The organism is Shewanella sp. 10N.286.51.B8 (assembly GCF_041469325.1).
Lineage (GTDB): Bacteria > Pseudomonadota > Gammaproteobacteria > Enterobacterales > Shewanellaceae > Shewanella.
Window position 1 is genome coordinate 1 of sequence record NZ_JBFRKG010000037.1, and the last position, 16,084, is coordinate 16,084.

A 16,084-nucleotide genomic window follows, 5' to 3' on the forward strand; every position below is an offset into this window, starting at 1 on the left:
GATAAAAATCCGGGTGGAGGTGATAAACCTCTTACTGATCCAATTTTTGTTCCTGATACTGAAATTATCGGTACGTTGAATAACTATGATTCAGATCGTTCAGCAATAGCTGTTTTAGCTTCTGCCGATGGTGAAGAGTTATTAGCAACATCAACAATAGGACCTGATGGTGAATTCCAGTTTACAGGACTTAACAAAGACCAAGAGTATATTGTATCGGTAAGTCAGTCTGGATATCGATTTAAACATGAAAATGGCGATCTAACTTTTTCGGAATCTAACTTACAAACAGGTTCTTCAACTATTATTTCAACAGGTAAGCATATCACTTTTAATGGTGATGTGATTGATGGCCTAGAACAAGATAAGTTCACTTATTATTGGTCTGAGGATGTAAGTGTCTCAGGAGAGGAGCATTCTTCTTATATTAATGAGCCACTACCAATTGAAATTATTGGCCCTGATTTTAGTGACGTAGATTCACATGCCAGTATTAATCTGGTTAAAATGTTTGGTATCAGTTTACAAGATACAGATGTTAATTGGACACCAGAGCATGCCTATCGATTGCTGGAATCGCTGCTTAGAACTGGTCTTGAAGATTTACCTTCTTTAAGCCAAGAGGATAATACTCGTAGGTTTGAAAGCCACTGGGAATTAACAGATGACTATATTCATAATGATATTGAAATTATCAAACGTGAAGGAATGCCGCCGCTTGTAAGAATTGATAAAGCAAGCTTTACATATGCTTCACCTATGGTTGCGACTGTTGATGGCAAAAAAGGTCGTTTTTTCTCAAACAGATTATTTAAAGCAGGTGTGCGATTTTTAACTGATAACGGAAATGATATCGTTTTGGCGGCAGATATCATAAAACGCCGTTATGGGATTAAGATTGCTACAGATGAATATTTTGAAGGCCTATATGAGACTGTACCAGTTATCGATGAAGATCGTTCAGCAGGAATTTGGCAGATGTTTCAGCCTTCTGAATTAATCGAAATCATTGCTATGTTCGAGGAATTTCCATCAGGCATGCAAGATATAAGCTTTCCGAATGATGATGGTGGTCTTCGTTACTTATTAAGGCGTCGAAATGGATTGCTTCACCCTTTATACGAGCAAGCTGCGGCAGTAGCTTGGACTTCTGCAAACTATATTGAGTATATGGAATCAGCCTTTGATCAGGGCGCGGTTGCAGATGTTCAACGTTTAATCATTCATGAAAAAGCGCACTTTATGTGGGACTTTGTTTTTAGTACAGAGTTAAAATATGAGTGGTTAAAGCAATCTGGTTGGTATATGCCAGGAGATGGCGATGCTGATTGTGCTGGATGGGCGGAAGATCGTCATAAATGGACGCCACACAATGTAGATCCTATTACATTGGAAGAAAAAACAGAAACTCATGATCATCAGCCGCTTCAAGGTGAACCGGTTATAGAGAAAGCTTGGGCATCTTGTAGCACAACAGAGTTCGTGACAGCGTATGCCGCCAAACTTAACCCAAATGAAGACATGGCTGAAAGCCTAGCTTTCTTTTTGACAAACCCAGATATGCTTCGTTCAAGATCGTTGCCTAAATATGAGTTTATCCGCGACTATATTATGCAGGGCACAATATATCTAAGTGTTATCCGTCCAGATTTAACTTTTGAAGTTCTTAATTTATACCCAGACTATATTTATCCTGGGAAAATTAATGAGGTGAGTATCACTGTTGATGGTGGCCCCTCTGATGATAAACAAGTTAAGGTTAAACTTGGGTTACATGTCAATGAAGATTGTGGTGATGTTGATGATAAGTATTGTTTTGACGGTGCCGCCAAAGCTTACATGCGTTTAATAAGCCCTATTGGAACTTATCGTGACCAATATTTCTCACCTGTGAACGGGAGTGTGGACTCAGAATTATATGCTGAGTTCACACTGCCATCGATGGCTGCATCTGGCTGGTGGACACCAGCAGAAATTGTCGTGACAGATCAGGTTGGTAATCGACGTATTGAAAAGTTCAGTAGTTCAGATTATGGCTGGCGTTTATATGTCAATAACCCTGACGCTGACTATACGCCGCCTGAATATGTCGCAAATAGTATGAACTTGAAATTGTATAACCATGAGTCGGAAAATATTCCGTTTGAGATAGCTGATGATGAACAGATATTACAGATGTCATGGTTAATCAATGAAGATCGTTCAATGGAAGGTGGTAACTGCTTTACCAGGGTTGCCAATATTGATGCTGATAGGGAATGGGGATTATATAGTAATGATCTATATGCCATGGATGTTCCGCGTGTTGATGTTCCTGGTGCGACACATTTATGCGAGATTAACTGGCTAGTTACCCGTTTCATTGCGCCTGGAGAGTATTCTCCAGCGTTTGTAAAGATGAAAGACAGTGCATTAAATCATGGCAGAGCTGATTTTTCGTTCGATCATCCAACATACGAAAGTCCTGTTTCGCTTTGGCTTGGGGGAAGTACACCAGATGTTGAAGCGCCAATTGTAGATGCACAAGCTTGTGCAACTGATGATTTGGAGGAGCGTTGCCTGAGAATCGTTGGCGAGCCATTAAATCCTGAAAATCCTAATGGTGAAACACGTGTGCGGATCTATTACTGGGCATACGAAGATCAACCTTTATCTCATGCATCAGGACTTGCAATTTCTGGTATTCGTTTAAGAAATCCACAAGGTCAAGAGTTTCATTATTGGCATGGTGATTCATCAACGGGCTTAGCGGGTTACTCACCAAATAAGCACTCTAGGTATTTTAGTTGTCATGAACATGCTCAGGAAACAATGGAAGAGTGTGATGCCACAACGCCAATCCAGTATATTTTTGAAACTATTCTTCCTGTAGGTTCTGCACCTGGTACTTGGGGATTGACTGAATTAAATGTCGAAGATTTTGCGGGTAATAAAAATAACTATGGCTTTACTGAAAATTTAAGATTTGAAGTGGACTAAAGTTAAGCCATTAAGTTTTCATTATTAATCTAGTTGAGCGGCCAAACTAAATTGGCCGCTTTTTTGTGGGTAATATATATGTACTGGTCAACCCAAACTGGACACTTTTAGTTGGGAATTTTCAAACGCTACTGATGACAGATCACCATTAGCGGAATGTAGCCGTTCTAGTTGTAATATTTCATATAAGTAGCCACGCCTTTTTAGAGACTGTTACACCCTCCCAGATTTCTTCATCCATTAAAGATAACAGCACTACATAATCACTATTTTATATATTTGAACTCTTTAAATACCAGTATGGCTGCACCAAATCACTTTGCTGCTTTGCTTTAACCCACAAAATCCAATAAAGATTGCTGTGGCTTAAAAATGTCACAATTAGATGAGTAAATGCGCGGGCTTTTCGTATATAATTTGCCTCCACTTGAAAAAGTGACCTTACTTTTGTTTTATACCAACATGGACTGTTGGTTTTGGAGTTGTTATGTCTCGTAAATATTTTGGCACTGATGGTGTGCGAGGAAAGGTGGGTGAGTTTCCGATAAATCCGTCTTTTGCGATGAAATTAGGTTGGGCTGCAGGGACGGTTTTAGCGTCAGCAGGCACCAAAGAAGTCATTATTGGTAAAGATACTCGTATTAGTGGTTATATGTTAGAAACCGCCATGGAAGCCGGCTTTTCTGCTGCGGGCATTAATTGCGCGTTAGTTGGCCCGATGCCAACACCGGCTATCGCGTATTTAACTTCGACTTTTAGAGCCGATGCAGGGGTGGTGATCAGTGCATCCCATAACCCTTATTACGATAACGGTATTAAGCTGTTCTCAAACTCGGGTACCAAGCTTAACGATGCTCAAGAATTAGAAATTGAACACTTACTTGATCAAGCCATTAATCATGGCGCAATGTCGTGTGTGGACTCGGCAAAGTTGGGTAAAGTGCGCCGTATTGCTGATGCTGCTGGGCGTTATATTGAGTTTTGTAAAGGTACTTTCGATAAGAATAAGTCCCTTGCAGGATTAAAAATTGTGGTTGATTCGGCTAATGGCGCAGCGTATCACATCGCTAAAGAAGTGTATGCTGAGCTCGGCGCTGAAGTGATCAGCATTAATGATAAACCAGATGGGTTAAACATTAATGAACGCTGTGGCGCAACCCACCTTGATAGCCTGCAAACTGCAGTGATGGTGCATGAGGCTGACTTAGGTATTGCCTTAGATGGCGATGCTGACAGGGTGTTGTTTGTTGATCATAACGGCCATGTGGTTGATGGCGATGAAATCATCTTTATTTTAGCGCAAGCGTTTCAACAAGCTGGTGAGTTAAATGGCGGTGTTGTCGGTACCTTGATGTCAAACCTAGGTTTAGAGCTGGCACTTAAAGAAATGGATATTCCCTTTATTCGCGCTAAAGTGGGCGATCGCTACGTGGTTGAGCAGCTTAAAGAAACCGGTTGGTTGCTTGGCGGCGAAGGCTCAGGCCATATCTTAAGCCTTAAACATACCACCACGGGTGATGGTATTGTGGCATCGCTGCAAGTGCTTGATGCTGTAATTGAGTCAGGTAAAAGCTTAGCTGAAGTTAAGTCAGGTATGACAAAACTGCCGCAAGTGCTGATCAATGTGCGCTTAAGTGCCAACAACGCCGATGAAATTATTGCCTCTGATGCCGTGCAGCAAGCAGTAACCGCTGCTGAGCAAGTGATGGGTGATAATGGCCGTGTGTTATTGCGTAAATCGGGTACTGAGCCATTAATCCGTGTAATGGTTGAATCAACCGATGCGGATATGACCCAAACCCAGGCGCAATCAATTGCGGATGTGGTTAAAGCGGCAAGTTAATAATTTGTCTTATCAATCAGGGTAGATTTATCTATGCTATTAAATGCCAGAGTATTGATACTCTGGCATTTTTGTTATGCGCTAGGCATCAATTTCTATTGATAATTGGCGTATAATACCTTTAAAGCACTTTGATATAAGTACTTTGATACAAGCGCTTTAAAGGTCATTTTAATGTTGAAGGTTTACTGAGTATGATTTTAATCACAGGTGGTGCAGGTTTTATCGGTAGCACCTTAATACGTTACTTGTTAGCTCATACTCAAGAATCTATCGTGAATCTTGATGCCTTAAGTTACTCAGGTAACCTTGATTCATTAAAAGATATCGCGAACTCAGAACGATATCACTTCGTTCATGCAGATATTTGTGATGCCAATAGTCTAAAACAGGTTTTTGCCAAGTTTAAACCGACAGCGGTAATGCACCTTGCTGCAGAAAGTCATGTGGATCGCTCCATTGATAATGCCAGTGCTTTTATGCAAACCAATATCATCGGGACATTCACATTGCTTGAAGTGTGCCGTGAGTATTGGAACACGCTAGCAACTGATGCTAAAACTGCGTTTCGATTTCATCATATTTCAACCGATGAGGTTTTTGGTGACTTAGATAGTGATGAACTGCCATTTTCTGAGCAGACGTCATATAAACCAAGCTCGCCTTATTCTGCCTCAAAAGCTTCTTCCGATCATTTGGTCAATGCTTGGCAGCGTACTTATGGTTTGCCAGTGCTGGTTAGTCATTGCTCAAACAATTATGGTCCTTACCAATTTCCTGAAAAATTGATCCCCCACACCATTTTAAATGCCTTAGCGGGTAAGCCGTTAACCGTTTACGGTAATGGCCTGCAAGTAAGGGACTGGTTACATGTAGAGGATCATGTTCGCGGGCTTTATCAAGTGCTGACACATGGCGAAGTAGGCCAAAGCTATAATATTGGTGGTCTTAATCAAGTGACCAATATTGATGTGGTTAACAGCATATGTGCGCTATTAGAGCAATTGGCACCAGAGGCTAAGCAAGGCTGCCAATCTTATGCTGAGTTAATTACCTATGTTGACGATAGGCCCGGTCATGATAGTCGCTATGCCATTAATGCATCAAAAATTCAATCACAATTAGGTTGGCAACCTGAACATGATTTTCATTTGGGGTTAGCTGCAACGGTTAAATGGTACATCGATAATCCTAGCTGGTGGCAACAGATCTTAACTGGTGACTACCGCCTTAACAGACTTGGGCTCGCTAATGGAAATATCAATGAGTAGTTTAAGCGCTGTGCAGCCCATCACTTCTGCACAGTATAAAGGCATTATATTAGCGGGTGGCACGGGCAGTCGCTTATTTCCGCTAACCCTTGGCACCTCTAAACAGTTATTACCTGTCTATGATAAGCCGATGATTTATTATCCCTTATCGGTACTCATGCTGGCGGGTATTAATGACATTTTACTGATCTCAACCTCTGAAGATCTGCCCAGCTTTAAACGCTTATTAGGCAACGGTGAACGCTTTGGTATTAAGCTCAGTTATGCAGAGCAAGCAGCGCCAGAGGGTTTAGCGCAGGCGTTTATCATTGGTGAGCAGTTTATTGGTGATAGTAACGTGGCATTAGTGTTAGGCGATAATATTTTCTATGGGCAAAACTTTACTGAAAAGCTAAAACAAGCTACAGCCAAAGCGTCTGGTGCAACCGTATTTGGCTATCATGTTAGCGATCCCGCGCGATTTGGGGTCATTGATTTTGACGATAATGGCATTGCCCTAAGTATTGAAGAAAAACCGACCGTCCCTAAAACCAACTTTGCCGTTACAGGGCTTTATTTTTACGATAATGAGGTCGTATCCATTGCTAAAAGTATTACACCCTCATTAAGAGGTGAGCTTGAAATTACCGATGTGAACATGGCTTATCTGGCTAAAAAAGCCTTAACTGTGGATATATTAGGGCGAGGGTTTGCTTGGCTTGATACCGGAACCCATGATGCACTGCTTGAAGCGAGTCATTTTGTGCAGACCATTGAGAAACGCCAAGGCTTAAAGGTGGCCTGTCTTGAAGAAATCGGTTTCATTAATGGTTGGTTATCTGTTGATGAGTTAGCGCAACAAGCACAATTTCATCAAAAAACGGCATATGGCACTTACCTAAGCCAACTCGTAGAGGAACATCGTTGATGAAGGTTATTGATACTACCATTTCTGATGTCAAAATCATTGAGCCTCAAGTGTTTGAAGATGAACGTGGCTTTTTTATGGAAACCTTTCAGCAGCAACGTTATCAGCAATTGCTGAACACCAATAAACCCTTGGTGCAGGATAACTATTCACGCTCACATTATGGTGTGCTTAGAGGGCTTCATTTTCAAACCCAGAAGCCGCAAGCTAAATTAGTGAGAGTCGTTAGAGGCAAGGTGTTTGATGTGGTTGTTGATATCCGCCCACAGTCATCAACTTATGGCGCTTGGGTTGGGGTTGAGTTATCTGAGACCAACCAGCGACAATTGTGGGTGCCAGAAGGCTTTGCCCATGGCTTTGTTGCTTTAGAAGCGTGTTGTGATGTTGAATACAAATGTAGCGATTATTATGACCCTAAAAATGAAGCTTGTCTTAGCTGGGACGATGCTGACTTAGCCATTAATTGGCCTATTAGGGAGGTCATTCAATCTGCTAAAGATCAACAAGGGTTATCTTTTCAGGCGTTAAAAGCAATGCACAATGAGCAGGCGTTAACCTTAAAGCCGGACATCACAAAGTGAAGCTGTTATTAACAGGCGCTAATGGTCAGTTAGGATTGAGTATTAGGCGCTGCATTGCAGATCATAATGCCTTTTTAGCCAAGAATAATGGCAACTATTCTAGAATTATTAGCAGAGCTCTTAACAGAGAGAACAACAGAGAGAGCCACTGTAAAATTAACACCGACTTGTCATCTCAATGCATGCCAAATGAGCTACAACTTCTCACGGCAGATAAATCAGATTTAGAGATCAGTGACGCTAATGCGGTCATGGAAATGATTGATAGGCTTAAACCCGATTTAATCATCAATTGCGCCGCCTACACCCAAGTGGACCAGGCTGAAACACATCAGCAGCTTGCTGGTGATGTGAATGCCACAGGGGCGAAGAATCTTGCCTTAGCGGCGCTAAAAGCATCTATTCCACTTATTCATATCTCAACCGATTATGTGTTTGATGGCAAAAGTGGCAGGCTGCCATCTCAAGCTGCAAGTTCAGCGCTGCCTGTAGATGAGCCCAAGCTTGCTGGTGGCCTTGAAGCAACCTTTGCAACCGCCTCTAACACTGCTATTGAAACTGCAATTGAAAACAGTCCAAGCCCATATTCTGAAACTGCTGTGCCAAATCCGCTGAATATTTATGGCGAGTCTAAGTGGCGCGGCGAGCAATTGATTACTGATATTCTGCCGCAGCACATTATCATTCGAACGTCTTGGCTGATAAGCGAATTTGGGCATAACTTTGCTAAAACGGTGCTGAGATTAGCCAAAACTAAACCGACTCTGGCGATGGTGGCCGATCAAATAGGTTGTCCTACTTATGCGGGGGATTTAGCCAAAGCGATATTAAACATCGCTGCGCAAATTCAGCAGGGTAAAACAGTTTGGGGCACTTTTCATTACTGCGGCGATACAGCTACCAGCTGGTATGGTTTAGCAAAAGCCATTGTCGATGAAGCAAGTGTACAAGCTAAGTTACTAACAGTTCCTACACTCAAGGGGATTGATACTCAGGACTATCCTTTGCCTGCCAAGCGGCCACCCTACAGTGTGCTTGATTGCCAGCAGATAAAAATGGCTTGGGGTATCGATGCTTGTGATTGGCAAGTATCAATTAAAACTTTGATTAGAAATCTCGATATTGATGTTTTATAACTTTTTTTAAGAGTATTTATAACGGTTTACAGATTTTGCTCAAGCTCAGCTTAAGTAATCGGCTACACAAATGCTAACTCATTAATCGGCCTAATCCTCCCAGTGTCTTTGGTTAACATCTAACCTTTCGCAGTTAGCTTTTCAGTTGTCACTCTCTACCACTTAGATGATTGGAGGAGTTAGTTATTACTTTTTAGATCATTATTCCAAACAAACCTTTTCATCCTTTTTATTCCTTTTTGTTATACTTAACCCTTCATTAATAACTTTTACTATCAGTTGATACTGGTAATATGATTGCATGCAACTTTGGATTAACAATCATCGTTATGAGACGGATCATCATTTGTCTGTTTAAAGCGTATGAATTATTAAAGGTTTATTGGAATAGATATGTCGACACAATTGACTCATTTAAAGCAACTTGAAGCAGAATCCATTCAAATTATGCGTGAAGTCGCCGCAGAATTTGATAACCCTGTCATGCTCTACTCGGTAGGTAAAGACTCCTCGGTTTTATTGCACCTTGCGCGTAAAGCTTTCTATCCCGGCAAAATTCCTTTTCCTTTGATGCATGTTGATACCAACTGGAAGTTTAAAGAGATGATTGCTTTTCGTGATCAAATGGCCGAAAAGTACGGCTTTGACTTAATCGTTCATAAAAACCCTCGCGGTTTAGAAATGGGCTGTAGCCCGTTTGTTCATGGTAGTGCTAAGCACACCGACATCATGAAAACTGAGGGCTTAAAGCAAGCGTTAGATATGCATGGTTTTGATGCTGCTTTTGGCGGTGCACGTCGTGATGAAGAAAAATCCCGTGCCAAAGAGCGTGTGTATTCTTTTCGCGATAACAAGCACAGATGGGACCCTAAAAACCAACGTCCTGAGTTATGGAATATTTATAACGGTAAAGTGGATAAAGGCGAAAGCATTCGCGTTTTCCCATTATCAAATTGGACTGAATTAGATATCTGGCAATATATTTATCTTGAAGGTATTGAAATCCCATCGCTTTATTTAGCTGCAGAAAGACCAGTTTTAGAGCGTGATGGCACCTTAATCATGGTTGATGATGACCGAATGGAGCTTGAAGAAGGCGAAGTCATTGAGCATAAGATGGTGCGCTTTAGAACATTAGGTTGCTATCCACTCACTGGCGCAGTTGAGTCGGTTGCACAAAGCTTACCTGAGATTATTCAAGAGATGCTGCTTTGTACAACATCTGAGCGTCAAGGACGAGTGATTGATAATGATTCATCCGGTTCAATGGAAAAGAAAAAAATGGAAGGGTATTTCTAAGCTTTTTAAAACCTCATTTTTATGAAGTGTTTGGCACTTCTGATTATTTGAACCATTACATTACCAATGTGTTGCTGCAGTTGAATATACGCTCAGAGCAGCGCGTTAGCTTAAGGAATTTATGATGTCTAATACCGCTTTAATCGCTTCAGATATTGAAGCTTATTTAAACGTCCATGAAAATAAAGATATGCTGCGCATTTTAACCTGTGGCAGTGTTGATGATGGTAAATCGACCCTTATTGGTCGTTTGTTGTATGACAGTAAAATGATTTTTGAAGATCAAATGGCGGCCATTGAAAAAGACTCAAAACGCTTTAATACCACCGATGAGTCGTTCGATTTAGCCTTATTGGTTGATGGCCTGCAGTCTGAGCGTGAGCAAGGTATTACCATTGATGTGGCTTATCGCTATTTTGCCACCGAGCAACGTAAATTTATTATTGCAGATACCCCAGGTCATGAGCAATATACCCGCAATATGGCAACGGGCGCTTCGACTGCTGATTTAGCGATTATTTTGATTGATGCAAGGCATGGGGTGCAAGTACAAACTCGCCGTCACAGCTTTATTTGCTCTCAGTTGGGTATTAAGCACGTCATTATTGCCATCAATAAAATGGACGCGGTGGATTACGACCAAAGCGTTTATCAAAATATTAAGAAAGACTATCGTGAGTTTGCTGAAAACCTGCAGTTTAACGATATTCGCTTTGTGCCGATTTCAGCATTAAAGGGCGACAATGTCGTCAACGAGAGTGCCAACATGACTTGGTACCCGGGTTCAACCATGATGAAACTGTTAAATACCGTGACGGTTGCCAAAGATAAAACCCACCCATTTCGTATGCAAGTGCAATACGTTAATCGTCCAAATCTGGATTTTCGCGGTTTTTGTGGCACGGTTGCATCGGGCGATATCCGCGTTGGTGATACCGTCAAAACCTTGCCTTCAGGTAAAGAAAGTAAAGTTAAATCTATAGTGACCTTTGATGGCGAGCTTGAAAAAGCCACTATCGGCATGGCAATCACTATCACCTTAGAAGATGAAATTGATATTAGCCGTGGTGACATGCTAGTTCGCCCTCATGAACTGCCATTATCAAGCAGCAATTTTGAGGCCGATGTGGTGTGGATGACTGAAGAGCCATTACATGTCGATCGTGAATATGCCATTAAAATGGGCAGTAAATTAGTTTATGGCTATGTCGAGAATGTGAATCACAAAGTCGATGTGAACACCCTAGAGACATTTGATGCACATCAACTTGAACTTAATGAAATGGGTAACTGTAACTTTGCAGTCAATGAAGCTGTGCAGTTTGATGCTTATGATATCAATCGAACCACTGGTGCGTTTATCATTATCGATCGCCTAACCAATGTCACCGTGGGCGCGGGGATGATAAGAAATTCATTAGAAGGCAAAGCAGCAACCACTGAAGCCAAACCTTCAGCATTTGAAATCGAATTTAATGCATTGGTTAGAAAACATTACCCTCATTGGGGCGCAAAAGTCATAGGCTAAGCTAGTACAGATGAGCACCTAGGCTTTATCAAAAAGCTGCAATGCGATTGATTAGCTTGCAGCTTTTTTTGACTTTGTATCCTTGAGGTTGGTTTCTATTTATGTCTACAGATGCATACTTAACAATAAGTATTTTCATACTAACGATTTGTGGTTTATTAAAATTTCAAAGTCGACCTGCTGCTGTGTGCGGTGTGACCTTATTATCCTTAGTTGCACTTGGGTTGGTGTCTAAAGCGCAATTATTATCGAGTATTGCTAACCCTGGGTTAATCACACTCATTCTATTAATCATTTGCTCTTTCGGGTTAGAGAAAACCCGATTGCTGAGAGTTATTGCCTCAAAAGTGATTGTTGTTGGCTATAAAGCCACTTTTTTACGGCTGTTTGGTGTCACCACGATTTGTTCTGCGCTACTTAACAATACCGCGGTGGTGGCGACGCTTTTGTCGCCAATACGTAATAACCCGCATCATTTTGCCAGTAAATTATTATTGCCTTTATCCTACGCGGCAATTCTCGGTGGCACGCTGACTTTAATTGGCACCTCAACCAATTTGATTGTAAATAGCCTGTATATTGATGTTGAAGGGCGTTCATTAGCCTTTTTCTCTTTTACCGCTATCGGCTTAATACTGGTGATTTGTTGCGGGGCCGTGTTAGCTGTGTGTGTCAGGTTTTTGCCAGAAAATGAACAGACACTTGATGGTAATAAGGGCTATTTTATTGATGCAAAAATTATTGAAAATTCAGAACTGATTGGCCGCTCTGTCGAGGCCAATGGTTTACGGCATTTAGAGTCATTATTTTTAGTTGAGGTCGTTAGAAAGGGAAGGTTAATCACCCCGGTCGCGCCAACAGAAGTGTTACAACAAGATGATCGACTTATTTTTAGTGGTGATATTGCAAAACTAGGACAATTAGGCCAGTTTTCAGGGCTTGAAACATTTGCCCATAAAAATGATTTAAAAGGCTCAAATCTCACTGAAGTGGTGGTAAAGCAAGAAAGTATTTTAGTGAGAAAAACACTAAAGAAAGTCGGCTTTAGAGCACTATTTGATGCCGCCGTGGTGGCGATTCGCCGAGATGGCGAAAATGTCTCTGGCAAACTTGGTGAAGTCGAGTTACAAGCGGGTGACTTTTTAGTGTTATCTGTCGGTGAGGATTTTAAATCTCGACGTAATTTAAGCAAAAACTTTATTGTGCTTAGCGGCGTCGAAACTGAGATACGCCTTAACGGCTGGAGGGCATGGTTAGCTGTCGGTGGCTTTTTAACTTCAATAGCCCTTGCCGCATTTGGGGTCATTGATTTACTTGAAAGCTTAGTGATTTTATTAGGGCTACTGGTGTTTAGTCAGTCACTTAACGTCAATGAAGTGATGCGCCGATTACCGGTCAATATTTGGCTCATCGTCGCCTCTGCCATTTTACTTTCCCATGCATTGGTTAATGCTGGCGTTGTCGAATTAATTGGTGATGTGGTTAATCAGAGTGTCGATAAAGAGCATGCTTATATTGCCTTGATTATGGTTTATATTCTCACATGGTTGATGACTGAATTAGTGACCAACAATGCTGCTGCAGCGCTAATGTTTCCCATTGCTTATAGTTTGGCGCTCGGTTTTGGGGTGGATGTTTTACCTTTTGTGATGACTGTGGCATTTGCTGCCAGTGGCAGTTTTATTAGCCCTTACGGTTATCAAACCAATTTAATGGTGTTTAATGCAGGGCAATATAAGCTAAAAGACTTTGTCAAAGTCGGTTTGCCCGTCAGTATTGTTTACGGCTTAATCGTGAACATCAGCGTGCCAATATTTTTCCCGTTTTAATGGGCAGCTTTAAACAATAAAAACATAATATTTGTCAGTATTAACAGAACTAAAAAGTGAACAAGGAATAATCATGTCAAATACACCCTACCAAGACGTTAATGTGCTTGGTGACAAGTCAACAGATGTTGTTTGGCACTTGGCAAGTGTGTCTCGGGCACAGCGCATTAAGCTAAATGGTCATAAGCCTGCCGTTTTATGGTTCACAGGGTTAAGTGGCTCTGGTAAATCTACAATTGCCAATGCAGTTGATAAAATGCTTCATGATCTAAACTGTAAAACCTATGTGCTCGATGGTGATAACGTTCGCCATGGCCTAAATGGTGACTTAAGCTTTACTGATACTGATAGAGTTGAAAATATTCGTAGGGTTGGTGAAGTATCCAAGCTATTTGTCGATGCGGGGCTGATTGTGTCTACTGCTTTTATTTCGCCTTTTTTAGCTGATCGCGACATGGTGCGAAGCCTGTTGGCAGCAGATGAATTCATCGAAATCTTTATTGATACCCCGTTAGCGATTTGCGAACAACGCGACCCTAAAGGGTTATATAAAAAAGCCAGAGCGGGCGAGATTAAACACTTCACCGGCATTGACTCAGCTTATGATGCGCCGACGAATGCTGAAATTCATGTGAAGACCGCAGAGCAAGATATTGAGCAGTGCGCTTTACAAGTGATTAGCTATTTAACAGATAACGGTTACTTATCGTAAGGCTTGGTTTTAAGCATGGTAGAAAGCACTTCTCAGCCAAAGATTTTTACACAAGGTTTGGCTTCAAAGAATCCACATTTGATCCTATGGTGCTTATGGCTAGAGTAAAAAATATTGAAGCGGCTCAAAAAGCATTAATATAAAGGATGCAAAGTGTGCCTAAAAATTATTCCTGCTATTCAGAGAGCTTGAACAAGTGCGGTACACTAAAGTAACAAACTTTATTATAAGAAAACGATATCCGCCCTCAGAAAATTATTAAACTATTGAGTTGTAACCGTTCATGATAACCATATTTTTATAAAATTTTAATACGGGCGTACAGTACTGCTATTGAGTGCTGCCATTGAATAATTAAAAAGGCCTTCACAAATATTTGTGAAGGCCTTTTTTGATAATAGTTATTGTCATCGTTTATTGATAAATAGGGACATTACTTTCTCATCATTCTCGCCACATACATGCCGTCACTATTGGCTTCAAAGGGCCATACGGTAATATGCTCAAGCTTAGCTTGGGTAAATGGGTGTACGCTGGTGATCAACTCAAAGTCACTATTGTGTTGTAAAAATTGCTGCACCACTTGTTCGTTTTCAAGCGGTGATAATGAGCAGGTTGCGTAGACGAGTTTGCCGCCTGGTTTTACCGCCTTTGAACTGCGAGTTAAAATATCTAACTGCAGTGCGGGTTTATCTTCGATACAGCTTGGCTCATCTATCCAGCGCATATCTGGGTTTCTGCGCCATGTGCCAGTGCAACTACATGGGGCATCAACCAGTACGCCATCAAAATGGGCTTTGGCTACCGGTAAAGCATCGCTTTTCCAGCGCGCCACAGTAATGCTGTCAAAATTTGCCCGTTTAGCGCGCTTATTAAGCTCTTCTAGGGCTTTTGAACGAATATCTGATGAGGTAATAGTACCTGCTGTATTGTTGTTTGAGGCGGCATTTTGCAGCATCAATGAGCGCAGCTGTAATGTCTTACCGCCCGCGCCACTACAGGTGTCCCACCATTGCTCGTTTGCTAAAGGCTGACAGACATTGCCGATAACTTGCGAGGCTAAATCTTGAATTTCAAGTTTGCCCTGTTTGTATAAATCAACGTCATTGAGGTTAATGCTTTTGCTGCCAAGGCTTAATGCATCAGTAAAGTATTCATTGGCTAGGGCATCAATACCAGCTGCTTGTAATGTGGTGACTGCGGATGCTGTATTAATGCGCTGCGCTCTTGCCCAAATGGGAGGACGGCTACTCATGGCTTCAATCAATTTTAGTTTGTTTTGCTGATCATCAATGGTGCATAGCGCCCAAAACCAATCGGGTAATAGTTGGGTTTCAGCAAATTCAATGGTCGTGAATAACTGGCCCATAAGGCTATTTTTATGGCTAACATCAAAGTTTGTACTTGATTGCGGATTAGATGAGTTAGCAACATCATTAGCGTCAATGGTGTGATTTATCAAGCTGATTTTTTCAGGGCTAAAGCCGCCAAAGTGTTGCCACGCATCAGCAAACTGACGCCATTGATGATGCTCAAGTAAGGCACAAGTGCTGAGCATTTGATACCAAGTTTGTTGCTCATGCTGAGAACCAAGCTGTTTTAGCCAACCCCACCAACGAAATAGCCCAAATAAGGTTTCACGGATCACGCGGCGATCTTTTGAGCCATGCTTTTTGTGCTCACGGAAGTAGTTTGCCACAATCCTATCAGCAGGCATTTTGGTGTCTAATACTTCATCGAATAACTTTTTGATGGTGGCAGAGTAGCTTAATGCTCTTTTTTCTGCGGGAGTATTAGCTTGAAGATGGGGTTGATTAACTGGTTCCATGACTCACTCAGGTTGGCTTTGCAGCGCAATGGGGATAATAGTGCTGCAGTTTACCATGACTGCTACTGTTGTTAAATCCGTGGTTGCAAGGTCAACAGCGGTTAAATCAAGGTATGTGACCTCAAATGCGACTAATCCTTAGATTAGTCGCCTTCCATTTTGTGGATAAAA

The 16,084-nt window shown here is 41.5% G+C and carries 11 protein-coding genes; 10 read left to right on the forward strand and 1 reads right to left on the reverse strand.

Translation table 11 applies throughout. From position 1 onward, the window contains the following. The 10 genes from AB4160_RS14690 to cysC form a co-directional block, all read left to right on the forward strand. A partial coding sequence (locus AB4160_RS14690; RefSeq protein WP_372005263.1) for a hypothetical protein occupies positions 1–2,979 on the forward strand: 2,979 nt, incomplete at its 5' end. 487 nt (positions 2,980–3,466) lie between these two features. Then, positions 3,467–4,822 (forward strand): phosphoglucosamine mutase, encoded by a 1,356-nt coding sequence (gene glmM / locus AB4160_RS14695; RefSeq protein ID WP_372005265.1) that lies wholly within the window; start codon positions 3,467–3,469, stop codon positions 4,820–4,822. A gap of 194 nt (positions 4,823–5,016) precedes the next feature. Continuing rightward, positions 5,017–6,093, forward strand: coding sequence for a dTDP-glucose 4,6-dehydratase (rfbB, locus tag AB4160_RS14700; protein ID WP_372005268.1), 1,077 nt, complete (start codon positions 5,017–5,019; stop codon positions 6,091–6,093). Continuing rightward, positions 6,086–7,000, forward strand: coding sequence for a glucose-1-phosphate thymidylyltransferase RfbA (gene rfbA, locus AB4160_RS14705; protein WP_372005271.1), 915 nt, complete (start codon positions 6,086–6,088; stop codon positions 6,998–7,000). Before rfbB ends, rfbA begins: the two co-directional genes overlap by 8 nt. Next, the gene (rfbC, locus tag AB4160_RS14710; protein ID WP_102531614.1) at positions 7,000–7,581 is read left to right on the forward strand and encodes a dTDP-4-dehydrorhamnose 3,5-epimerase; all 582 of its coding nucleotides are present in this window, start codon (positions 7,000–7,002) and stop codon (positions 7,579–7,581) included. The genes rfbA and rfbC overlap by 1 nt, the downstream gene beginning before the upstream one ends. Next, positions 7,578–8,717: an NAD(P)-dependent oxidoreductase gene (locus tag AB4160_RS14715; protein ID WP_372005274.1), complete on the forward strand. Its 1,140-nt coding sequence runs from the start codon at positions 7,578–7,580 to the stop codon at positions 8,715–8,717. Before rfbC ends, AB4160_RS14715 begins: the two co-directional genes overlap by 4 nt. Before the next feature lie 393 nt (positions 8,718–9,110). Then, positions 9,111–10,016 (forward strand): sulfate adenylyltransferase subunit CysD, encoded by a 906-nt coding sequence (cysD, locus tag AB4160_RS14720; RefSeq protein WP_372005277.1) that lies wholly within the window; start codon positions 9,111–9,113, stop codon positions 10,014–10,016. A 121-nt stretch (positions 10,017–10,137) separates the two neighbouring features. Continuing rightward, positions 10,138–11,544, forward strand: a complete 1,407-nt coding sequence (gene cysN / locus AB4160_RS14725) for a sulfate adenylyltransferase subunit CysN (RefSeq protein ID WP_372005279.1) — start codon at positions 10,138–10,140, stop codon at positions 11,542–11,544. Positions 11,545–11,645: 101 nt separating this feature from the next. Continuing rightward, entirely contained in the window at positions 11,646–13,373 is a 1,728-nt protein-coding gene (locus tag AB4160_RS14730) for an SLC13 family permease (RefSeq protein WP_102437577.1), read from the forward strand. Between the two features lie 73 nt (positions 13,374–13,446). Then, the gene (cysC, locus tag AB4160_RS14735) at positions 13,447–14,085 is read left to right on the forward strand and encodes an adenylyl-sulfate kinase (protein WP_102437575.1); all 639 of its coding nucleotides are present in this window, start codon (positions 13,447–13,449) and stop codon (positions 14,083–14,085) included. A 433-nt stretch (positions 14,086–14,518) separates the two neighbouring features. Here the strand turns inward: cysC and AB4160_RS14740 are convergent, their stop codons facing one another. Beyond that, the gene (locus tag AB4160_RS14740; protein WP_372005282.1) at positions 14,519–15,913 is read right to left on the reverse strand and encodes an RsmB/NOP family class I SAM-dependent RNA methyltransferase; all 1,395 of its coding nucleotides are present in this window, start codon (positions 15,911–15,913) and stop codon (positions 14,519–14,521) included. Positions 15,914–16,084 lie beyond the last annotated feature (171 nt).